Here is a 21,443-nt window from a genome sequence, read left to right as displayed (position 1 = left end):
CGCCGGCACCGGCTGGTGCTAGTAGCCGAGCTTCACCGCGACCTGTTCCTGTCCCGCGGCGCCCGGCGCCACCGCCACTGCGCCGATATCCGCGCGCCCGTCCTGCTCCAGCAGCACTGTGCCGTACGCCGCATCTCCGGACGCTGACACGACGTACCCCAGCACCGCCGAATCAGCCACCTCCGCGGGCACCTTGATGACTGCGGTGGTGCCGCCGGCGATGTCCGCGGCGGCCGCACTGCGGACCTTGCCGTCAGCAGTGATGGGTGTGTAGGTGATCTTGGCCCGGTCCTCGGGTGCACCGAAGACCAGGTAGCGTTCTCCACCTCGCGGCACCGCCACCACGTGCTGGCTCCCGAGCCTGGCGGATGACGGCGACCAGGCAAAGTCCGTGGCGCCGTCCGACTTGAGGCCGCGGGTGACCCGCGCCGCAGCGGCGAACGACACGTCGGAACTGGCCGCAACGGTGTATTGGCCGGCCGGAACACCCGCCAATGAAACCTCCGTCACGGATCCGCCCTTGGCCGTCACCACGCCGCCGCCCGGCAGCGCCTTTTGACCATCGCGGCCGTACAGCTTGATTTCCACCACGGCGTCCGCGGGGCCGGGGACGGCGAGCTGCAACGCCGCCGCGGCGTCAGCAAAACCTTGTTTGGCCGTGAGCGCCTTGGCGGAGGCCGGGTCCTGGATGTCCAGTCCGGACATGACCTGCCGCGTCGCCGGTGCCGCGCCGGGCACAATAAAGTCCACGCCGCCGGGAGTTAGCCCCCTCAGGACGCTCTGCTGGACCACGGCGGTGACCGGACCTCCGGCGCTCCGGGCGTGGATGCTGAGCTTTGCCTGGCCGGGCGCCAGCCCGGCCAGGACGATGGAGCGGGTGGTTCCCGGCGCAACCAGGAGTCCACGGCTGCCGGGGGCCTGGATCTGGCCCTCGGCGCCGTACAGGTCCAGGCTGACGGTCGCCGGGGTGCTGGAGGCGTTGCTGAGGTTGAGTACTGCGGTCCGCCCCAGTGAAGTGTTCGCGCCTACAAGCCACAGGTCGTTCGACGGCGCCTGGCAGCCGGCCGCGGCCAGGCCCTGCAGGTCACCGTCGGTGGCGGTGTAGCTCATCACTCCACCGGCCGTGGCCTGCTGGTTGCCTGCCGCGTCCGCGCTCAGGACGCTGACGGAATCCACCGACCGTTCGGACACGACCCCTGCCAGCAGCGCAGGAGGGGCGGTGGCAGCGGTGGGGCTTCCGGGATCCTTGGCGATTTCGACCAGCGGATTTCCGTTGAGCTCGGCAAGCCTGCTTCCGGGCAGCACTCCTGCGTTGGTGCTCAGCACTGCGCCGCTGACCAGGGTCCTGGCGGTGGCCGATTCCGGGCTGAACTGCGGGTCGGTGCCCACGGGGGTTCCCTCCAACAAGCGGGCGGGGCCGGGGCAGATCCCCACGTTGCTTCCCGCAGGTACTGCCGCCAACGGTGCTTCGAGCGTGCGGCTGCCGGCGCTTTGCGGGCCCATCGACGCCGCCGCCACCAGGCTTCCGGCCGCAGCCACGATGACCACTGCCGAGGCCAGCCCCGCCACCGTTCCGCGCACAGCCCTCCCGCGGCCGGTGAGTCCCTTCAGGCGTGCTGCCTCGGGCGCGGCTTCCCCTGCGTGGTCAGCCTCGTGGTCCGCGGTCCCTTCCTGCGGCACGCCGTCGTTCCCGTCCTTATGCATGCTGATGTTCCTTACGCAGGGAGCCTTCATCGCGGGAGAGTCCGGTGTTCGGCCGGCGGGCGGGCATGGGAATGGCGAGCAGCACGGTCAGTCCAATGACCGTGGCCTGGACGACGGCGGTCCACCCCGCCCACGGGTTTTCGTAGCGGATGGTGAGCTGTCCGGCCTGGGCGGGAAGAGTGAACGCCTGGGACCAGCCGGACGTTGTGGACGTCAGCCGCCTGCCGTCCAGCCATGCCGACCACCCCGGATCGGAACGTTCGGCGAGAACCACCAGCCGGCCTTCCGGCCCTTCCGGAACTGCGGCATCAACCGATTCCAGTCCGGAGGGCAGGAGCCCTATCGCGGCTCCGGCACCGTCAACGATGCGCACCCGGTGGGCGACATCCGCGGCGTCGATGACAGGCTGGTTGAGCGGGCTGATCCGCCAGAGCCAGCCGACGTTGGTCTGCCCCACGGCGACCAGTCCTGGCACGGCATCCATCCGGCTCGCAGTCAGCTGCGCGGCGGTGTCCGAGGACCGGAGGACAACGAAGCCTGCCCCCAGGCGTTCCAGTTCAGGGCGCGGGTCAACGCCCTGGCCGGCGACCACGGTGGCCACGACGCTGCGCAGGGCTGCGGTAACGGCGTCGTCATCCCTGACGGTCTCTTTGCCCGGGTCGCCCATGATGTTGCGGGCGGCAGCAATGGCGGACAGTCCGTCCAGGGTGGTGCCTGCACCCCTCACGATCGAGGCGTTGAAGCTGCCGTCCTCAGCCGTGTCGATCACCAGCGTCCGGGTCTGCTCCGGTCCCTGGCCGCGGTCGATGGCCGTTGCGGGCAGTGTGCGGGCAGAGGTGGAAGCAATCTGCCGAGGGGTACCCCAAGGGGCCGTTCCCGCAGCCTCAGGGGCAGCACCGGCAGCTGCGGCCCCGGAGGCGGACTGCAGCAGGTTCTGGGCTGCCCAGGCGCTCAGTCCGGCCACGGGCCCCGCCACGAGCAACACCATGGCAAGGACAGACATGCACTTAAGAGCGATCCGGCGGGCGGCCGGTGCGGCAGCTGTCCGCTCCGCGAAGCAGAGCAGACCGTCGGCCCCGATCAGGGCGGCACCCAGCAGCAGGAATCCGGACGCAGACACGGCAGGTCCCGTAAAGGGCGTGACCCGCGTGTCGGCGCTGGCGCCCGTGGCGACGTGGCCGGCGAGCCAGCCGCCCGCGAGGATGATCAGGGCGGCCACCCACAGGGCACGGGCAACGCGGGTGCGCTTGCCGGGGACAAAGAGTGCCGCCGTCGCCAGGGCGACGACCGGGAAACCGACCAGGAGGGCAAGGAGCAGCGCCCACGGGACGGCAGTTCCGTCGAAAACCGGAAGGCCGGCCAAACCGCCGTCGGCATCAAAGTACAACGGCTGTCCCAGCAGCTGCTGCCACAACGGCGCGCCATCAAAACCGAGCGGCACGCCGGGGTCGGCCAGCAGTGCCCGCGGGCGGTCGAGGACGGAGAACCCGAAGGGAACAAAAAGCGCTGCGCTCGGAAGCAACGCCCACCAGACAGTGCGTCCGCGCCGGCCCAGCAGGATCCCGGCAAGGACAACCACGGCGGCGGACGGAAGCAGCAGCGACGGTGCCGCAGCTGACACCACAGCCAGCGCCAGGCCGGCCGCAGCTGCGGCGGTCCACGATGGCATACCGTTGACGCCGGGCTTGGCGGGAGGCTTTTCCAGGAAGCGGCGGTCCCCCGGTTCGGGCACGGCAAAGCGGCCCTGGCCACGGGCAGTGCCGGTGGCACGCAGCAGGGCCACCACCAGTAGCGGAATCATGATGTGGGCTACCAGCGCACCCAGGCGTCCCTGGTTCAAAGCGACCTGCAGGGCGGGCGCCCCGCCCCACACGAGTGCAGCCACGAGGCGGAACCGCCGCCGGGTGGTCAGGCCGCCGGCTGCAAACCAGGCGGCGAGGCCGGAGAGCGGCATGGCAAGGAGCAGCAGCCAGGCCAGGGCGCTGTTGGCATCCCCGCCGCCCGCAATGCCAAGAACCCAAAGGAGGAGGGCGAAGGGGTCGCCGTGGCCGGGGAGTCCGGCGCCCAGCCCGATCCACCAGCTGGTGGCGTGGTGCCAGATGTCCGAGACCTTTGACGAAACGGGAATCAGGCCACCGCCGGAGACTGCTTCGGCACGGAACAACCCCGAAAGCCCGATCAGCGAGGCGGCCGCTGTCAGGATCACGGCCAGCAGGGCGCCGTTGCCCACCCAGCCGCGGTCCGAGGTGGTCAGCGCGGCGAAGTCGTCCGTGGAGTCACCGCTGGGCTGTTCGGCCAGCGGATCGGTTCTGGCCGCGTCGGGGCCCTGGTCGTCGGAGCCCAACGCTTCAATGAGGGAACGCCGGTGCGCCCAGACCTCGCGCCGCGGGGTCTGGAGTCCTTTGATCACCGAGCGGCGGATCCGCCGCGTCCGTGCTGCGTCGCGGCGCCCGCGGATCACGGCCGCGGGACGGCCCAGCGCCACAAACGTCGCCATGAGCTGGGAGAATCCGTGGCCGGGATCCTTGACGGCAATGCTCAGGACGAGCTTGAAGAGGCTCCCCAGCAGTGCTCCCGCCGCGTGCAGCGGCACCTTCCACCACACGGTGTGCTTGAGGCGGAGGTAGACCTGGGCCTTGCGGGCTGCGCTGGCGCTCCCCAGCGCGTGCGGCCGGTGCGACACGTGGAACATCCGCGCTGTGGGAACCACCACCACGCGGTGTCCGGCAAGGCGGTTGCGCCAGCAGAAGTCCACATCGTCCCCGGTTCCGGGCAGGGCGGCGTCAAAACCGCCCAGTTCCTCCCAGACGTCCCGTCGTACCAGCATGCCGGCGGAGTTGACCGCGAAGGTGTCGCTGCGGCCGTCGTATTGCCCCTGGTCGAGTTCATCCGCTTCGATGAGGGTCAGCCGTTCAGCCCAGCGGCTGGTGGAAAGTCCGACGTCGATCAGCCGGCGCCTGGCATGCCAGTCCAGCTGCTTGCAGCCGGCCACCGTCACTGACGGTGCCCGCTCCACGGCATGGAGCAGTTCGGCGAGCGCTTCCGGCGCGGGCGCGGCATCATCGTGCAGCAGCCAGATCCATTCGGCGTCGGCCGCCGGCCGGTCGCTGTCGCGGGGAACACTGTCCTGGGGAACGCTGTCCCCGGGATCTCCGTTTCGGGGGGCCAGGGCGGCCAGGGCGGCCTTGACCGCATCCCCCATCCCGGCCCGTCCCTGCTGGAAGGTGGTGACGTTTGCCTCGCCGAACGCCTGGTCCAGCAAGGCCAGGGAATTATCCCGTGAGCCGGTATCGACGCCGATGAAAGCGTCAACGGGTCGGGTCTGCTCCGACAAGGCCGCCAGGGTTCTGGGGAGATAGTCACCGCCGTTGTGGGCGACCACAACGGCGGTGACATGTACTACTTGAAGAATTAGACCGCTCGCTTCCTCAGCCGACGGCGCTCGCGCTCGGAGAGGCCTCCCCAAATGCCAAAGCGTTCGTCGTTCGACAGTGCGTATTCGAGGCACTGCGAGCGTACGTTGCAGGCGCCGCATACTTTCTTGGCGTCGCGGGTGGACCCTCCCTTTTCGGGAAAGAATGCCTCCGGATCGGTCTGGGCGCACAAGGCGTCGGTCTGCCAGCCGAGCTCGCCTTCGTCGTCGAAGTCCTGCTCGAAGGGTAGCCCGATCCAGACCGGTTGCGCGGTGGTTTCCGAGTGCAGTGTCTGCAGTTCCATCGGAGGATCGTGGAGATCGTTGTCCTGGTCGGGGTTGCCCGCCAGGAGTGCTTCATGTGCTGCCAGGAAGGCCGTAGCCTGGTCCTGCAGCAGATCGTTGGTGCTCTGGTTGTACCGCTCGGCGGCATCCGGATCGGCCGGATCTACATACCAATCACTTGGCACACCGCGCGAACGGTATTTTGCCGACGCCTGACCCGCGACGACTGCATCTTCATGGATACGCTCAACTTGCCCCATTATGGCGTCCCTCCTGATGTTGCTGCCCCTGACTGAATACCGGGACACTCGGTTGTGTGGCCCGTATCTGCGCAATGGCGTTCGATAACTAATTACACGTGTGTAAGTCGTTGGGAGTCAAGCGGCTGCCGGGATAATAATCAACTTCGTGCTCAATCCGCCGCCGCGCCACGCCCATGAATTTTCGGACGACTCGCCGCCATCACAGGACTTTCAACAGCATACTGACTAGTTTTCTGGGAATTTACCGGGAATCCCGGGAAATCCTCCGTCCATCGTGATTTAGGCAATCAAAGTGATCAAAAACGACGTGTCGCAAATCACACACTTCGGCGGGTGCCACTTCCCCGTAGCCCCGCATACCACCCTCCCGTCCAGGCCTCCCGCCCAGGCAGGCACCGTGGCAAGATGTTCGCATGAGCATCCCCGCGATCGACTTGATGACTGCACTGCGGTCCGGCCATTCCACTTCTCCCCGGCTGACCTGGTACGGACCGGACGCCGAACGGGTGGAATTGTCCGGCCGGGTCCTCGACAACTGGGTCGCGAAAACCAGCAACCTGCTACAGGACGAACTCGATGCCGAGCCCGGGATGCGGCTCCGGCTGGACCTGCCGGCGCACTGGAAGTCGATGGTCCTGGCCCTTGCCGCCTGGCAGCTCGGGATGGAAGTGGTCCTCGACTCCGCTGACGCAGAGCTCCTTGCCACCGGCTCGCCGGAGGCGGACCCCCAGGGCGGGTTCGACGCCGTCATTGCAGTTCCGCTTCCGGCGCTGGCCATGCGCTGGCCCGGCGAACTGCCGCCCGGCGTCGTCGATTTCGCTGCCGAAGTGCGTTCGCACGGCGACGTCTTTATGGCCCATCAGGATCCGGAAGGGTCACAGCGGGCCATCGTGTCGGCTGCCGGCACATCCCATCCGCACACAGAACTGCTGGAAGGCTTCGCCGCCACGCACGATACCGGTGTGCGGTTGCTGGTCCGGGCCGGCGACGGACTGGAGCAGGCCCTGGTCCAGTCGCTGGGCGCGTGGCAGAACGGCGGTTCGGTCGTCCTGGTCCACCCTGACGTTTCGGTGACCGAGAAGCTCCTCAACGACGAGCGCGTGCAGGGAGACTAGGCCCCAGCCGCTCCGGCCGTCCTAGCTGCGGGGCGGGCCGGGGAGGTCCGGATCCTGCACCTTGGCCAGCTCGTCGTTCGCGGGAACGCGGACCGCGTGCTTGTCCTGGTGGTGGTGCAGTTCGATGATCTCGTGGTCATGCGAGAACGACGGCTCTTCGTCCAGTTCCTTGTTGAAGACGAGGAACCGGTAGGCGAAGAAACGCACCACGGTGGCCACGAGGATACCCGCCACGCCGGCCAGGAACAGCATGTTCTTGTCCGTGATGCCGAATGAATACTTGGCCAGGGCGGTGAAGCCGGTTGAAATGCCGATACCGATGCCGTTGATCAGGATGAACATGAAGAATTCGCGGATCACGTTGTCCTGGCGGCGGTGGCGGAACGTCCAGAACCGGTTCGCGATCCAGGAAAAGACCGTGGCCACCGAGGCGCCCACGAACCGTGCCTTGGCCTCGCTGTCAGTCATCGGGCCGTGCATCAGGTAGTACGTCAGGCCGTTGTCGATCACGAAGGCGACACCGCCGACGGCGCCGAACTTGGCCACCTCGCGCCAAAAAAGCGAGGCGAGTCCGCGCAAACGTTCTGCAAGTGTGTAAATCATGACCCTCCATGGCCGTCTGAGATTTCGGGCCACAGGGCCGGGTACCCATTTTAGCCCGTTAGCTGGAAACAGTCTGAACGGGCCGGGCAGCCCAGCCTCCCGCCGGCTCTAAATAACGCAAATTCCGGGCCGAAACGGTGGTGAAGCCCGGAACTCCCCTGCACTTCTGTAGGCTGGTTCTTGTGACTTTTCCAGTAATAGGCGTAGTTGGCGGCGGCCAGCTTGCCCGCATGATGGCCCCCGCCGCAACGGCCCTGGGCTTTGAACTACGTGTCCTGGCCGAGGGCGAAGACGTGTCCGCGGTCTCCGCCGTGCCGACGTCGCCGGTAGGTGATTACAAGGACCTCGACGCCCTGCTGGAGTTTTCCCAGGGCCTCGACGTCATGACGTTTGATCACGAACACGTCCCGAACGACCACCTGCGCGCGCTGCAGGAGGCAGGGGTCAACGTGCAGCCCGGCCCCGACGCGCTGGTGCACGCACAGGACAAACTCGTGATGCGCGCCGCCATCGACAGGCTGGAGCTGCCGAACCCGGCATGGGCCTCTGTCGCCGACGTCGATGCCCTGGTTGCCTTTGGCGAGCAGACCGGCTGGCCGGTGGTGCTGAAAACGCCCCGCGGCGGTTACGACGGCAAAGGCGTCCGCATTGTCAGCTCGGCTGAGGAAGCCGCCGATACCGCCGACTGGTTCGCGGTCATGTCTCCCCTGCTGGCCGAGGCCAAGGTGGAATTCAGCCGCGAACTGTCCGCACTCGTCGCGAGGACACCGGACGGCGAATCCCGCGCCTGGCCGGTGGTCCACACCATCCAGGTGGACGGCGTCTGCGACGAAGTGATCGCCCCCGCCCAGGACATCCCGCTCGAGGTGGCGGCGGCCGCCGAAGACGCGGCAATCCGGATCGCCAACGAACTGGGCGTCACCGGCGTCATGGCCGTGGAGCTCTTCGAGACTCCCGGCGTCGGGTCCGGCTTCCTGATCAACGAACTCGCGATGCGTCCGCACAACACCGGCCACTGGACCCAGGACGGATCCGTCACGAGCCAGTTCGAACAGCACCTGCGCGCGGTACTGAATCTCCCGCTCGGCGCCACCGACGCCCTGGGGCCGGTTGTTGTGATGAAGAACTTCCTCGGCGGAGACAACCAGGAACTGTTCTCGGCCTACCCGCTGGCCATGGCCAGCGAGCCGGCCGCGAAAATCCACTGCTACGGCAAAGCCGTCCGGCCCGGACGGAAGATCGGCCACGTCAACCTGGTGGGCGCAGCCGCTTCCGACGTCGATTCCGTCCGGCAGCGTGCCACCACCGTCGCCAACATCATCAGGGACGGCCGTGCTCCGGCCCGAACAGCACCAGGGAATTCCGAGGAATCCGCATGAGCACTCCTGCAGCAGCAATCCACCCGGCCGAAACCGACGCCGCGGCGCCGATCGTTGGCCTCGTGATGGGCTCCGACTCGGACTGGCCCGTCATGGAAGCCGCAGCCGAGGCCCTGGCCGAGTTCGGCATCCCTTTTGAAGCCGATGTGGTCTCGGCCCACAGGATGCCCACCGAAATGATCCGCTACGGCCAGACAGCCCACGAACGGGGGCTGCGCGTCATCATCGCCGGAGCCGGCGGCGCGGCCCACCTGCCCGGCATGCTGGCATCCGTCACCCCGCTGCCCGTCATCGGTGTCCCCGTCCCGCTGAAGACGCTCGACGGCATGGACTCGCTGCTGTCCATCGTCCAGATGCCCGCCGGTGTTCCGGTGGCCACTGTCTCGATCGCGGGCGCACGGAACGCCGGCCTGCTGGCCGTCCGGATGCTGGCCTCGGGCACGGACGACTTGGCCGTCCGCCTGCGCGAGGACCTGGTGGAGTTCGCCCAGGAACTCAACGACGTCGCCACCCGCAAGGGCGCGGCGCTGCGGCACAAAGTCAGCGAAGTGTTCTCCGACGGCAACGTCGTTCTCCGGGGCAGCCGTTAGGAATCAGATGACCACCAGCCACTCCCGTCCCAAGGCGCCGCAACCGGCACTGACGGACCCCGTCCGCCATCCGGCGAATGCCCCGGCTCCGATGAGGACCAAACGCGCGTTCGTCCTCCTGCTGCTGACCCTGCTCGTCCCCGGCAGCGCCCAGATCGTGGCCGGCGACCGCAAATTGGGAAGGATCGCCCTCCGGGTGACGCTCGCCGCCTGGGCACTGGCGATCGCGGGACTGGTGCTGCTGCTGGTGAACCGCACGCTCCTGATCGGCGTCCTCACCAACACGGTGGCTTCGCTCCTGATCATCGCCCTCCTCATTGCCCTCGCAATAGGCTGGGCCGCGCTGTTCGTCAATACGCTCAGGCTCATCCGGCCGGTCCTGCTGGCTCCCGGGATGCGGCCCATCGTCGGCGTCGCCCTGGTCCTGGCCATGGTGCTCAGCAGCGGCACCCTGGGCTACGCGGCCTATGTGCTGAATGTGAGCCGGAACGCCATCGGCAGCATCTTCTCCGCCGGACCGGCCATTGATCCCGTGGACGGCCGCTACAACTTCCTGATGATGGGCGGCGACGCCGGAGACGACCGCACGGGCCGCCGTCCGGACAGCCTCTCCGTCCTCAGTGTCGACGCCAAGACCGGCCAGACCGCCATCATCTCGGTGCCGCGCAACCTGCAGAACGCACAGTTCAGCGAAGGCTCGCCGATGCGGCAGATCTACCCGGACGGCTACGACTGCGGCAACGAGTGCCTGATCAACGCCATCAACACCGAGGTGACCAACGAGCACGCGGACCTCTATCCCGGCGTCGCCGATCCCGGCGCCCAGGCAACCCTTGAGGCTGTCTCGGGCACGCTCGGCATCACCGTCCAGGCCTACGTCCTGGTGGATATGGACGGCTTCGCCAAGCTCATCGATGCCATGGGCGGCATCAGGATCAAGGCCGGCGGCTGGGTGCCGCTGAGCGGGGACATGGTGGACGAGGCCAACGGCATCCACGGCATGCCCCTCGGCTGGATCCCGGCCGGCGAGCAGCACCTGAACGGCTACCACGCACTCTGGTACGGACGCTCCCGCGAATTCGTGGACGATTACGCCCGCATCCAGCGTCAGCAGTGTGTCCAGCAGGCCATGCTGAAGCAGCTGGACCCGGCAACGCTGCTCGCCAAGTTCGAGGACATCGCCAACGCGGGCACCAAGGTGGTGGACTCCAACATTTCCGCGAGCCAGCTCGGCAGCTTTGTGGATCTGGCAATGAAGGCCAAGGGCAAGGAAGTCAGCCGGCTGACCATCGGACCGCCTGATTTCGACGCATCCTTCTCCACCGTGCCGGACTTCGACCAGATCCACCAGAAGGTGGACCAGCTGCTGGCCGCACAGTCCGGGAAGTCGGCCGGGGCGGCCGGGGATCCCGCTGGCGAGGACAGCATCGTGCAGGCCGGAACGGGGGCGGGCCACCTGATGGCAGCCGCACCGGCGGCGCCCCTGACACAGCCGGCACCCTCGCCGTCGTCGTCGGATTTCACACCGGTAACCACCACTCCCGACGGCGAGCCGATCACCGAAGAGATGCTCAACCAGTTCAAGCGTGAGGGCAACGAGCAAGCGATCCGGGACCTTGTGGCCACGAACGGCCAGTGCCGCCCGCTCTGAGCGCCCACGCCCCTTCCGCCGTAACTGCTGCACTGAGATAAAGGACACCAGGCTTTGTACGAAATCGAGAATGTCCTCCGGCCCTATGCCTGGGGCTCCACCACGGCGATTGCCGGCCTGCTGGGCAGGCAGGCCTCCGGCGGTCCGGAAGCGGAACTGTGGGTGGGCGCCCACCCGGACTCGCCGTCCGTGGCAGTTGCGGCCGACGGCGGTCCGCTGGCTTTGGATGCGCTGATCAGCTCCGATCCGGACCACCATCTGGGACGCGCCAGCGTGGCGGAGTTCGGCCCGCGCCTGCCGTTCCTCCTCAAGGTCCTGGCCGCCGAGAGCCCGCTGTCGCTGCAGGTCCACCCGACGCTGGAGCAGGCACGGGCGGGCTTTGCCCGCGAGGAGGCAGCCGGCGTCGACCGTTCCGCGGCCGAACGGAACTACAAGGATGACAACCACAAGCCGGAGATGATCTTCGCCCTGACGCCGTTCGAGGCGCTGTGCGGCTTCCGCCCGGCTGCGTCCACGCGTGCCCTCTTCGAACACCTGGCGGCGTCCATGCGCGCGATGTCGCTGGAGGTTCCGCACGTGATCCTCGACGTCGCGGAGGACCTCGCCGGCCCCGTGGAACACGATGCCCTGAAAGCCGCCTTCACCCGGCTCATCGGCGGCGGCCACGCCGTCTCGCACGCCGTGCGCGAACTCGTGGCGGCACTCAAGGCCGGGCTGCCGATGTCCCCGTACCAGACCGAACTGTCCACCGTGGTCAGCCTGCACGGCCACTACCCCGGCGACCCCGGCGTGCTGATCTCGCTGCTCCTGAACCGCATCTCGCTGGCGCCCGGCGAGGCTGTGTACCTGCCGGCCGGCAATGTCCACGCCTACCTGCACGGGCTCGGCATCGAGGTCATGGCGTCGTCGGACAACGTGCTCCGCGGAGGCCTGACGCCTAAGTTCGTGGACGTTCCCGAACTGCTGGCAACCGTGGAGTTCGAGTCCGTGGGCGTGCCGATGCTTGCCGCAGAGAGGTCTGAGCTGGGCCAGGAACTCTACCGGCCCCCGTTCCGTGAATTCCAGCTGCAAAGGATCGAACTGGAACCGGACGGCGGCCCCGTCCCGCTGGCACAGTCCGGCGCGGCAGTGATCATCGTGGTCTCCGGCTCGGTGCTGCTCGACTCCCCCAAGGGCGATCTCCATCTGGACCGCGGCGCGAGTGCCTTCCTCCCGGCCGCCGAGGCACCGGTCAACGTCCACCCCGCAGCGGGCTCCGAGGGGACCGCCGTGGCCTTCGCCGTGACCACTGCCGTAGGGGCTTGATCCGGTGGAATATTTCCTGCAGACCCCGCAGTGGGCCGACGTCCAGCGTTCCCTCGGGCGCACGGTGCACGAACAGTCGGGTCCCGGCTGGAGTTTCCTCGCCGTGGAGGAAAAAAATCCGGCAGGCAAGGTCCTTTACGCCCCGTACGGCCCCATTGCTGAATCACTCGAAGCGTTCGACGCCGCGTTGGCCGCCCTGGTGGCACTGGCCCGCAGGTGCGGTGCGGCGTTCGTCCGGATCGAGCCGGTCAGCGCCGGGTTCGACAACGCGGCATCCGAAACAGTGCTGCGCAGCCGCGGCCTGCGGCCGGCTCCCGTCAACCAGCAGCCTGAACTGAGCTGGATCGTGGACCTGGACCGGGACTTCAAGGAGGTCCTGGCCGGTATGAAACCCGTGAACCGGAACCTCTACCGGAACATCCACAAGAAGGACGTGACCTTCCGGACGTCGCAGGATCCCGACGAGATCCGCGTGCTGTTGAATTTCCTGCACATGACGGCCAAGCGGAGCGGATTCAAGCCGCAAAGCGATGAGTACCTTAGCCAGGTGGCCCGTTCCCTGATGCCTGCGGGCGCGGCCACGCTGTTCATCGCCGAGCGCCATGGCGGTCCCATCGCCGCGGCCCTGGCCTACGACTCCGCCGACACCCGCACCTATGCGCACGCAGCCCTGGACGACGCACACCGGAAGCTCAGCGCGGGTATTCCGCTGCTGGTGACGCTCATGGCGGATGCCAAGGAGAAGGGCCTGAAGTACGTGGACCTGTGGGGCGTGGCACCGGAGGACGAGCCGAACCACAAGTGGGCCGGGTTCACGGCGTTCAAGAAGTCCTTCGGCGGGCGCGAAATCGCCTACCCCGGCACCTGGGACCTGCCCGTGAAGAAACTCCGCTACGGGGCCTACCAGCTCGCCCGAAAGGCCCGGGAGAAGCTCCGCGCCCTCCGCAGCTGACCGACCCCCTGAGCGCGAACGGACACTTGAGACCCACCCCCTGAGCGCGAACGGACACTTGAGGCCCACCGTTTGGGGCTCCAACTGTCCGTTCGCGCATCGCCTGGAATCCGGCCTGTGGATAACGTCTTCGTGCATTACTGGCCGGTGCAGACTGAAGCATGCCCGTCACGCGCCTGCCCCAGGAATTACTCACCGGTTCTTTCACTGACCTTGCTGCCCGGGACCTTGGTGTCACCCGAAAGCGGCAGCGGCAACCCGAGGTCGCCATACCTTCACGGGGCATCCGTGTCCCATTTGGCGGCGCGGGCGGCCCGGCTGCAAGCCTCCGTGCCTATACGGAACTGGACAGCAAATCAGTCCTGACCCACCATTCCGGAGGCCGCATCTGGGAGTGCGCCTTGCCGGCCTGGATGCAGGAGGACTGGCGGATCCATATTGCCAGGGAACGGAACGGCAGCAAGCCGCGGCGACGCAACGTCGTGGGTCACCGTCTGACGTTCAAGGCAGGGGAGGTTGTGATGCACGACGGCGTCCGGGTCACCTCGCCGGCGAGGACGTGGCTTGACCTCGCGTCGCTAATAACCGTCGATGACCTCATCGCAGCTGGCGATTCGCTGGTCTGTGCCCATGGCCCTGACTTTCCCCGGCCGAAGGATGGCCTCTGTACGGTGGCCGAACTGCGTCGGATGGTCGGCGCCCATCCGGGAATGCGCGGGATGAAGACCGCAAGACTGGCTCTCACTGAAATACGAGTGGGCGCCGACTCCCCTCAGGAGACCCGGATGCGGCTGGTACTCGCCCGCTCCGGCTACGGCGAACCTGTTCTCAACTACGTCATCAGGAACACTTGGGGACAGCCGGCGGTGTGGCCGGATGCGGCCTACCCGGAGCAACGGATCGCGTTTCAGTACGACGGGGGCCACCACGCCGATCCGCTCCAGATCAGCAGCGACGTCCGCCGTCAGGCCCTGACTCAACGGCTTGGCTGGCGTGAAGTCAGGGTCTACAAAGAGGATCTCGACGGCGACAAACCGTTCCTGCTCGACAAGGTCCGGGCGGCCACGATGCCCAGCGCCGAACGGCAAACAACAGCGCGAACGTACACTTGAGGCCCCGCTAGGCGGGGCCTCAAGTGTACGTTCGCGCTGAATGAAGCGGGCGACGCAGAAGAGCTAGCTCTTGCGGGCGTAGCCTTCCCACTTGCTGGCCTGGTGCTCGCCGTCCACGAAGCGGATGGTGCCGGACTTGGACCGCATGACGATCGACTGGGTCAGGACCTTGTCCTTGGAGTAGCGCACGCCCCTGAGCAGGTCGCCGTCGGTGATGCCCGTGGCCGCGAAGTAGCAGTTGTCGCTGGAGACGAGGTCGTTCGTGGACAGGACGCGATCGAGGTCGTGCCCGGCGTCGATGGCCTTCTGCTTCTCGTCATCGCTGGTGGGCCAGAGGCGGCCCTGGATGACGCCGCCGAGGGACTTGATCGCGCACGCGGCGACGATGCCTTCCGGCGTTCCGCCGATGCCCATGAGCGCGTCCACGCCGGTACCGGAGCGGGCTGCGGCAATGGCGCCGGCGACGTCGCCGTCCATGATGAACTTCGTCCGTGCACCGGCTTCGCGGATTTCCTCCACAAGCGGGCGGTGGCGGTCCCGGTCCAGGATCATGACGTTCAGCTGGTTGACCTTCACGCCCTTCGCCTTGGCGATTAAGTGCAGGTTCTGCTTGACCGGGAGGCGCAGGTCGACCATGTCGGCAGCTTCCGGGCCCGTGACGAGCTTCTCCATGTAGAACACAGCGGAGGGGTCGAACATGGAGCCGCGCTCGGCCACGGCGAGGACGGCGAGGGCGTTGTTGATGCCCAGGGCGGTCAGTCGGGTTCCGTCAATGGGGTCGACGGCGACGTCGCACTCGGGGCCGGTGCCGTCACCGACGTGCTCGCCATTGAAAAGCATGGGAGCTTCGTCCTTCTCGCCTTCACCGATAACCACAACGCCGTTGAAGTGGACGGTCTGCAGGAAGGAGCGCATGGCGTCAACTGCTGCGCCGTCAGCCTTGTTCTTGTCGCCGAAGCCAACCCAGTGGCCGCCGGCAATTGCCGCAGCTTCGGTGACGCGCACAAGTTCAAGGGCAAGGTTGCGGTCCGGTTCGTCAATGCCTACGGCAAGCGACGGCGAAATCGTGGAGTACTGCTGGGTCATAGGCGCTGGTGACACGTGAACCTCTTCTTCGAGTGGCGATCATTGAACCCGTGCGGCCGGTACAGTCCGTCACGGTGATTCCTCTGTCACTGATCATAGTCGCGAGAGCATCCGAAGGTCATGGGATGACCGGCCCGTGATACCCGGCGTTTCCTCACCCCTGAATTGCAGGAATGTGAGAACGGCATTCCCATGGGCGACTATAGAAGCGTGAGCGAAACGCAGGACAAGTCCACCCCCGACAACCAAACGGCCAGCACGGGCTTCCCCGCGGCCACCAACGGCACCCCCGATGCACCCGTCGTGAAGCCCGTTATCCGCGCGGCGGCGGCGAAAAGGGCCAATGCCTCAGTCATCGGCATGATCATCGCCCTGGTGGTGAGTGTCGCCGCGTTCCTCCCCATCGTCCTCATGAACCCGTCACCCAAGAGCGACGGCTACCGCCCGAACGTCAATGTCAGCGCCGTGGCCCAGAACGCCGCAGGTGTGGCGGGATTCACACCCGTGGCCCCCGAGACCGGCGACACATTCAGTCCGAATTACGCCCGCTGGGAGTCCGGCACCGGCAGCGGCGTGCCCACGTGGGAGGTCGGATACGTCACGCCGAAGGAATCCTTCATCGGACTGGTCCAGACTGCCCAGGCAAATCCGACCTGGCTGCTTCAGCAGACGAACAATGCCCCGGTCACCGGAAGCCGCAACGCCGGCGGCCTGGACTGGGAACTCCGCGACACCGGCAAGGGCGAGCGAAGCATGGTCCTGGTCCACAAGGGCACCACCGTCATCCTGACCGGCACCGCGCAACTCGACGAGTTCGCCGTCCTGGCAGACGCCGTCGTGAAGTCCATGGAGAGTAACGCTGCCGCCACAGTTTCACCCTCGGCCGCACCTTCACCGTAAAGTGGCCCCGTGGCTACTTACTTGACTCCCGCGCTGGCTTGGCGGCGACTGCGCGAAGGAAACGAACGCTTTGTCGCCGGAGAATCCTCCCACCCCAACCAGGACGCATCACGCCGTTCCTCGCTGGTGGAGAACCAGCACCCGTTCGCGGTGATCTTCGGCTGCTCGGATTCGCGCCTCGCCGCTGAGATCATCTTCGACCTCGGCCTGGGCGACGCGTTCGTTGTCCGCACGGCCGGCCAGGTCATCGACGACGCCGTGCTGGGTTCCCTCGAATACAGCATCGGCGTGCTGGGTGTGCCGCTGATCGTGATCCTTGGCCATGACAGCTGTGGCGCCGTGAGTGCCACCAAGGACGCCGTTGAGACAGGCAAAATGCCGGTGGGATTCATCCGCGACCTCGTGGAGCGGATCACGCCGTCCGTGCTGACCTCGTTGCGCAACAACGAAACCGAGGTCAACGACATGGTGGTGGAGCACGTCAAGCAGACGTCACACCGCCTCGTGGACAGCTCCCGTGTGATTTCCAGCGCAATTGAGACCGGACGCGCGGCGGTGATCGGCCTCTCCTACAGCCTCAAAGAGGGCCGGGCGGACCTCGTTTCGGGCATCGGCGAACTCTAGGTCGCCGGTGCGCGGGCGGCCGCCCGCCGCCCGACTCAAGCGCTTCACGGTTTCAGCCAACGCCGCCAATCGCCCTAAGCTAGCCCCATGACTTCCACTGAAGAATTCCGCATTGAACATGACACGATGGGCGAAGTCCGCGTCCCCGTGAACGCCCTGTACCGTGCCCAGACGCAGCGTGCAGTTGAAAACTTCCCCATCTCAGGCAAAACCCTGGAACGCGCACACATCGAAGCCCTCGCACGGGTCAAGAAGGCTGCCGCCCAGGCCAACGCAGAACTTGGAGTGCTCGACGGCGAGCTGGCCAAGGCGATCGCGGACGCCGCCGATGAGGTTGCTGCCGGGAAGTACGACGGCGACTTCCCCATCGACGTCTTCCAGACCGGTTCCGGCACGTCCTCCAACATGAACACCAACGAGGTCCTCGCCGAACTTGCCACCCGCGCCCTGAAGGCCGCCGGCAGCGACAAGGTGGTCCACCCGAACGACCACGTCAACGCCTCGCAGTCCTCCAACGACGTGTTCCCCACCTCGGTCCACGTTGCAGCCACCTCGGCCCTGATCAACGACCTCATCCCGGCCCTCGGCTACCTCGCCGAATCGCTGGAGCGCAAGGCCGTGGAGTTCAAGGACGTCGTCAAGTCCGGCCGCACGCACCTCATGGACGCCACACCGGTGACCCTGGGCCAGGAGTTCGGCGGCTACGCCGCACAGGTCCGCTACGGCATCGAACGCATCAACGCCTCGCTCCCCCGCGTGGCCGAAGTTCCCCTCGGCGGAACCGCTGTGGGCACCGGCATCAACACCCCGGCCGGTTTCCCGGAGCGCGTCATCGAACTGCTGGCCACCGACACCGGCCTGCCCCTGACCGAGGCCCGTGACCACTTCGAGGCCCAGGCCAACCGCGACGGCCTCATCGAAGCCTCCAGCCAGCTGCGCAACATCGCGATCTCCTTCATGAAGATCAACAACGACCTCCGCTGGATGGGTTCCGGCCCCAACACCGGCCTCGGCGAAATCGCCATCCCGGACCTGCAGCCGGGTTCCTCGATCATGCCGGGCAAGGTTAACCCGGTCATCTGCGAGGCGTCCATCATGGTCTGCGCCCAGGTCATCGGCAACGACACCGCCATCGCCTGGTCCGGCACCAACGGCGCCTTCGAACTGAACGTCGGCATCCCCGTGATGGCTGCCAACCTGCTCGAATCCGTCCGCCTGCTGGCCAACACCAGCCGCGTCATGGCCGACAAGATGATCGACGGCATCACCGCCAACGTCGAGCGCGCGCGCTTCCTGGCCGAGGCCTCGCCGTCCATCGTCACCCCGCTGAACAAGTACATCGGTTACGAGAACGCCGCCAAGATCGCCAAGACCGCGGTAGCCGAGGGCCTCACCGTCCGCCAGGCCACCGTGAAGCTTGGCTTCGTCGGCGAAGGCGAAGGCAAGGTCACCGAAGCCGATCTCGACAAGGCCCTGGACGTCACCACCATGACGGCTCCGGCCCACAAGGCATAAGTCCCCACCGCCTCCTGAAGTACGACGGCGGCCGCTCACCTTCATCGCGAAGGTGGGCGGCCGCTGGCGTTTAAGGCAGCCCCCGCCGGGTGGGATCCCACTGTCCGCTCGCGCAAAAATTGCACCAATTCTTGATTGGTGCAAAACTTTACTTTGTGAATAATAGTGCAACAAGCGACGGCGGGCTCCGCGAACGCAAGCGCGCGGCAACGCGTGCGGCGATCACCGCCGTCGCGCGTAAGCTGACCGCCGAACGCGGGCTCAACGGCTACACCGTCGAAGAAGTCTGCGAGCAGACGGACATTTCCCGCCGCACCTTCTTCAATTACTTCCCCACGAAGGAAGACGCCATCCTCGGCCACGTGGACGACGAAATTCCCGGCGACGTCATCGAGGGCTTCATCCGCGGCGGCGAGTCCTCCGCCCCCGGCGAAATCTCCCCCACGCTCTTCCAGGACCTCATCGAACTTTCGTTGAAGCTGTCCGAAAACATGGCCGCCTCCGAAGAGGAGACCCGGCAGCTGATCGGGGTCATCAAGAAGGAACCCCAGCTCATGCTGAGGATCATCGGTGCCACCGAGGAACGTGAGGCGGAGTTCGCCCGGGTCCTGGCCATCCGTGAAGGCGTGGAGCCCGGCCACCCGGTGGTCCAGATGGCCGTCGTCCTGTTAGGCAACATCGCCCGCAAGAGCAGCATGACCTATTTCTCCGACGGCAACACCCGCACTTACCAGGAACTGTTGCTGAAGAACGTCTCAGCCGCCCGCCAGCTCTTTTCCCTTCCCTTTGAAGAACCCGTACCCGCAGAAGGACGCCCATGAGCACCGCCGTCAGTCCCAAGGCAGCCGAGCCGCTGCTGCTGACCCAGAAACGCATCTGGATCATTTTTTCCGCCCTCATCGCCGGCATGCTGCTTTCCAGCCTTGACCAGACCATCGTCTCCACCGCCATGCCCACCATCGTGGGGAAGCTCGGCGGAGTGGAACACCAGGCCTGGATCACCACCGCCTACCTGCTGGCCACCACCATCGTCATGCCCATTTACGGCAAGTTCGGTGACGTGCTGGGCCGCCGCAACCTGTTCCTCGTGGCCATTGCCCTGTTCACCCTCGCTTCCGTCGGCTGCGCCTTCGCGACCGACTTCTGGGGCTTCGTGGTCTTCCGCGCCATTCAGGGCCTGGGCGGCGGCGGACTCATGATCCTCTCGCAGGCCATCATCGCGGACATCGTGCCGGCCAAGGACCGCGGCAAGTACATGGGCCCGCTGGGCGCCATCTTCGGCCTCTCCGCGGTCGCCGGACCGCTGCTGGGCGGCTACTTTGTGGACCACCTCACCTGGGAATGGGCTTTCTACATCAACATCCCCATCGGCGTTGCGGCCTTCACCATTGCCTGGTTCACCCTGACACTGCCGAACAAGAAGGCCGAAAAGCGGATCGACATCCTGGGCGTGCTGCTGCTGTCCGCCGCCACCACCTGCCTGATCTTCTTCACGGACTTCGGCGGCAAGAAGGATGAGGGCTGGGATTCGCCGCTGACCTGGGCCTTCGGCGCCGGGCTGGTACTCGCCGCGGCCGCCTTTGTGATGGTGGAACGCCGCGCCGAGGATCCCATCATCCCGCTGGGCCTGTTCAAGAATCGGATCTTTGTGAACTCGACGGCCATCGGCTTCACCCTTGGCCTGGGCATGTTCGCGGCCATCGCATTCGTCCCCACGTTCCTGCAGATGTCCTCCGGGACCTCCGCAGCGGAATCCGGCCTGCTGATGCTGCCCATGATGGCGGGCCTGATGGGCATGGCCATCTACTCCGGCATCCGGATCTCCAAGACCGGCAAGTACAAAATGTTCCCCATCATGGGCGCCGCCCTCACCATGGGCGCCATGCTGTGGCTGACCACGCTCACAGCGGACACGCCCATCTGGGTCATCTGCGTCCAGCTGTTCGTCTTCGGCGCCGGGCTGGGCTCCATCATGCAGGTGATCGTCCTGGTGGTGCAGAACTCCGTGCCCGCCGAGCAGATCGGCACGGCCACCAGCACCAACAACTACTTCCGCGAGGTGGGTGCGTCCCTCGGCGTGGCCGTGTTCGGCTCCATCTTCACGTCCCGGCTGGCAGAATCCCTGACCAAGGCGTTCACCGGGGCAGGCGCCTCCGCCGACCAGGCAGCGCAGTCCACCCAGACGCTGGACCCGCAGGCCCTGAGCCAGCTCCCGGAACAGCTCCGGGACGCCATCGTGAACGCCTACGCTGATTCGCTGGCACCGGTGTTCTGGTACCTGCTGCCGTTCCTCGGGATTGCGCTGATCCTCGCGCTGACACTGAAGCAGATCCCGCTCTCCGACACCGCCGGAATGGTGGCCCGGGGCGAGGCTGTGGGTGGCGAGGAAGCAGAACGCCTCGAGGCTGAACGCCAGTCCGCCTCAGTCTAGGAAGCCGCCCTGAGGGGCTCCCGCAGCAGGGAGCCCCTCAGGGTTCGTAGTGGACGGCGTCCTCGGGCAGCAGCGCCCGCCGGATGCACTCGCGGTCACCGGGCCTGATGTCCGGAAGTTCCTCCAACGGAAACCAGCCGACGGCCAGGGACTCGTCGTCGTTCACGCGTGCTTCACCGGACACATGGCGGCAGCGGAACACAATATCCAGGAAGTCGCACACGTCGCCGTTGGGGAAGGTGACCGGACCCACGACGCCGACCGAGACCATGCGCTCCGTTTCGGCCACGACGGCCGTCTCCTCGAAGATCTCCCGCACGAGTCCGGGAGCAGGGTGCTCGCCCGGCTCCGGCATGCCCGAGATCAGCGCCCACCGTCCGTTGTCAGAGCGCTGGCCCAGCAGGACGTGGCCGTCGTCGTTGAAGACCACCCCGCGAACCGCAGGAATCCACAACGGATCATGGCCGATTTTTTCGCGAAGCTTGAGGACGAATTCAGGTGCTGGCATACCTTCAG

The 21,443-nt window shown here is 66.6% G+C and carries 18 protein-coding genes; 12 read left to right on the top strand and 6 right to left on the bottom strand.

Annotated elements, in window-relative coordinates:
- Positions 1-18: 18 nt before the first annotated feature.
- Genes PV761_RS00555 through PV761_RS00545 form a run of 3 tightly spaced genes read right to left on the bottom strand, consistent with a single transcriptional unit; the run spans position 19 to position 5,661 of the window.
- Positions 19-1,704 carry a DUF5719 family protein gene (locus PV761_RS00555; protein WP_347893507.1) on the bottom strand — a complete coding sequence of 562 codons (1,686 nt, stop codon included), beginning with the start codon at positions 1,702-1,704 and terminating at the stop codon, positions 19-21.
- Positions 1,697-5,116, bottom strand: coding sequence for a glycosyltransferase (locus tag PV761_RS00550; protein WP_347893849.1), 3,420 nt, complete (start codon positions 5,114-5,116; stop codon positions 1,697-1,699). Before PV761_RS00550 ends, PV761_RS00555 begins: the two co-directional genes overlap by 8 nt.
- Entirely contained in the window at positions 5,116-5,661 is a 546-nt protein-coding gene (locus tag PV761_RS00545) for a WhiB family transcriptional regulator (RefSeq protein WP_081818858.1), read from the bottom strand. Before PV761_RS00545 ends, PV761_RS00550 begins: the two co-directional genes overlap by 1 nt.
- 416 nt (positions 5,662-6,077) lie before the next feature.
- Between PV761_RS00545 and PV761_RS00540 the strand changes: the two genes are divergently transcribed.
- The gene (locus PV761_RS00540) at positions 6,078-6,779 is read left to right on the top strand and encodes a TIGR03089 family protein (RefSeq protein ID WP_347893505.1); all 702 of its coding nucleotides are present in this window, start codon (positions 6,078-6,080) and stop codon (positions 6,777-6,779) included.
- A gap of 21 nt (positions 6,780-6,800) precedes the next feature.
- On the opposite strand, the gene PV761_RS00535 is transcribed toward PV761_RS00540, so the two are convergent.
- Complete coding sequence (locus PV761_RS00535; RefSeq protein WP_028270433.1) at positions 6,801-7,382, bottom strand: GtrA family protein; 582 nt, start codon at positions 7,380-7,382, stop codon at positions 6,801-6,803.
- Positions 7,383-7,612: 230 nt separating this feature from the next.
- On the opposite strand from PV761_RS00535, the gene PV761_RS00530 reads away from it, so the two are divergent.
- From PV761_RS00530 to PV761_RS00505, 6 genes are all read left to right on the top strand, one after another.
- The gene (locus PV761_RS00530) at positions 7,613-8,761 is read left to right on the top strand and encodes a 5-(carboxyamino)imidazole ribonucleotide synthase (RefSeq protein ID WP_347893847.1); all 1,149 of its coding nucleotides are present in this window, start codon (positions 7,613-7,615) and stop codon (positions 8,759-8,761) included.
- Entirely contained in the window at positions 8,758-9,351 is a 594-nt protein-coding gene (purE, locus tag PV761_RS00525; RefSeq protein WP_051628797.1) for a 5-(carboxyamino)imidazole ribonucleotide mutase, read from the top strand. Before PV761_RS00530 ends, purE begins: the two co-directional genes overlap by 4 nt.
- A 7-nt stretch (positions 9,352-9,358) precedes the next feature.
- Positions 9,359-11,002, top strand: a complete 1,644-nt coding sequence (locus PV761_RS00520) for an LCP family protein (RefSeq protein WP_347893502.1) — start codon at positions 9,359-9,361, stop codon at positions 11,000-11,002.
- A 54-nt stretch (positions 11,003-11,056) separates the two neighbouring features.
- Positions 11,057-12,307 (top strand): mannose-6-phosphate isomerase, class I, encoded by a 1,251-nt coding sequence (manA, locus tag PV761_RS00515; RefSeq protein WP_347893500.1) that lies wholly within the window; start codon positions 11,057-11,059, stop codon positions 12,305-12,307.
- Positions 12,308-12,311: 4 nt separating this feature from the next.
- Positions 12,312-13,259 (top strand): peptidoglycan bridge formation glycyltransferase FemA/FemB family protein, encoded by a 948-nt coding sequence (locus tag PV761_RS00510; protein WP_347893498.1) that lies wholly within the window; start codon positions 12,312-12,314, stop codon positions 13,257-13,259.
- A 161-nt stretch (positions 13,260-13,420) separates the two neighbouring features.
- Complete coding sequence (locus PV761_RS00505; protein WP_347893496.1) at positions 13,421-14,371, top strand: hypothetical protein; 951 nt, start codon at positions 13,421-13,423, stop codon at positions 14,369-14,371.
- Positions 14,372-14,434: 63 nt separating this feature from the next.
- On the opposite strand, the gene glpX is transcribed toward PV761_RS00505, so the two are convergent.
- Positions 14,435-15,457 carry a class II fructose-bisphosphatase gene (gene glpX / locus PV761_RS00500; protein ID WP_028270439.1) on the bottom strand — a complete coding sequence of 341 codons (1,023 nt, stop codon included), beginning with the start codon at positions 15,455-15,457 and terminating at the stop codon, positions 14,435-14,437.
- Between the two features lie 192 nt (positions 15,458-15,649).
- Between glpX and PV761_RS00495 the strand changes: the two genes are divergently transcribed.
- The 5 genes from PV761_RS00495 (at position 15,650) to PV761_RS00475 (ending at position 20,927) form a co-directional block, all read left to right on the top strand.
- Positions 15,650-16,357, top strand: a complete 708-nt coding sequence (locus PV761_RS00495; RefSeq protein ID WP_347893494.1) for a DUF4245 domain-containing protein — start codon at positions 15,650-15,652, stop codon at positions 16,355-16,357.
- Positions 16,358-16,366: 9 nt separating this feature from the next.
- Positions 16,367-16,981 carry a carbonic anhydrase gene (locus PV761_RS00490; RefSeq protein WP_028270441.1) on the top strand — a complete coding sequence of 205 codons (615 nt, stop codon included), beginning with the start codon at positions 16,367-16,369 and terminating at the stop codon, positions 16,979-16,981.
- An 87-nt stretch (positions 16,982-17,068) separates the two neighbouring features.
- The gene (locus PV761_RS00485; RefSeq protein WP_028270442.1) at positions 17,069-18,496 is read left to right on the top strand and encodes a class II fumarate hydratase; all 1,428 of its coding nucleotides are present in this window, start codon (positions 17,069-17,071) and stop codon (positions 18,494-18,496) included.
- A gap of 155 nt (positions 18,497-18,651) precedes the next feature.
- Positions 18,652-19,317, top strand: coding sequence for a TetR family transcriptional regulator (locus PV761_RS00480; protein ID WP_347893492.1), 666 nt, complete (start codon positions 18,652-18,654; stop codon positions 19,315-19,317).
- The gene (locus PV761_RS00475) at positions 19,314-20,927 is read left to right on the top strand and encodes an MDR family MFS transporter (RefSeq protein ID WP_347893490.1); all 1,614 of its coding nucleotides are present in this window, start codon (positions 19,314-19,316) and stop codon (positions 20,925-20,927) included. Before PV761_RS00480 ends, PV761_RS00475 begins: the two co-directional genes overlap by 4 nt.
- Before the next feature lie 37 nt (positions 20,928-20,964).
- Here the strand turns inward: PV761_RS00475 and PV761_RS00470 are convergent, their stop codons facing one another.
- Positions 20,965-21,435, bottom strand: coding sequence for an NUDIX domain-containing protein (locus PV761_RS00470; protein ID WP_347893488.1), 471 nt, complete (start codon positions 21,433-21,435; stop codon positions 20,965-20,967).
- Positions 21,436-21,443 lie beyond the last annotated feature (8 nt).

It is taken from the genome of Arthrobacter sp. CC3 (genome assembly GCF_039907775.1).
In the GTDB taxonomy this organism is placed as follows: Bacteria; Actinomycetota; Actinomycetes; order Actinomycetales; family Micrococcaceae; genus Arthrobacter.
Note: the sequence above shows the minus strand (reverse complement) of the source record. Positions and strands in the feature narration are given on the sequence as shown.

Bases quoted from the DNA above. Each gene is read 5' to 3' on its own strand.
- PV761_RS00555 (WP_347893507.1), bottom strand. From the start codon at position 1,704: ATGCATAAGGACGGGAACGACGGCGTGCCGCAGGAAGGGACCGCGGAC.
- PV761_RS00545 (WP_081818858.1), bottom strand. From the start codon at position 5,661: ATGGGGCAAGTTGAGCGTATCCATGAAGATGCAGTCGTCGCGGGTCAG.
- PV761_RS00540 (WP_347893505.1), top strand. From the start codon at position 6,078: ATGAGCATCCCCGCGATCGACTTGATGACTGCACTGCGGTCCGGCCAT.
- PV761_RS00535 (WP_028270433.1), bottom strand. From the start codon at position 7,382: ATGATTTACACACTTGCAGAACGTTTGCGCGGACTCGCCTCGCTTTTT.
- PV761_RS00530 (WP_347893847.1), top strand. From the start codon at position 7,613: ATGATGGCCCCCGCCGCAACGGCCCTGGGCTTTGAACTACGTGTCCTG.
- purE (WP_051628797.1), top strand. From the start codon at position 8,758: ATGAGCACTCCTGCAGCAGCAATCCACCCGGCCGAAACCGACGCCGCG.
- PV761_RS00520 (WP_347893502.1), top strand. From the start codon at position 9,359: ATGACCACCAGCCACTCCCGTCCCAAGGCGCCGCAACCGGCACTGACG.
- PV761_RS00505 (WP_347893496.1), top strand. From the start codon at position 13,421: ATGCCCGTCACGCGCCTGCCCCAGGAATTACTCACCGGTTCTTTCACT.
- glpX (WP_028270439.1), bottom strand. From the start codon at position 15,457: ATGACCCAGCAGTACTCCACGATTTCGCCGTCGCTTGCCGTAGGCATT.
- PV761_RS00495 (WP_347893494.1), top strand. From the start codon at position 15,650: ATGGGCGACTATAGAAGCGTGAGCGAAACGCAGGACAAGTCCACCCCC.
- PV761_RS00485 (WP_028270442.1), top strand. From the start codon at position 17,069: ATGACTTCCACTGAAGAATTCCGCATTGAACATGACACGATGGGCGAA.
- PV761_RS00475 (WP_347893490.1), top strand. From the start codon at position 19,314: ATGAGCACCGCCGTCAGTCCCAAGGCAGCCGAGCCGCTGCTGCTGACC.
- PV761_RS00470 (WP_347893488.1), bottom strand. From the start codon at position 21,435: ATGCCAGCACCTGAATTCGTCCTCAAGCTTCGCGAAAAAATCGGCCAT.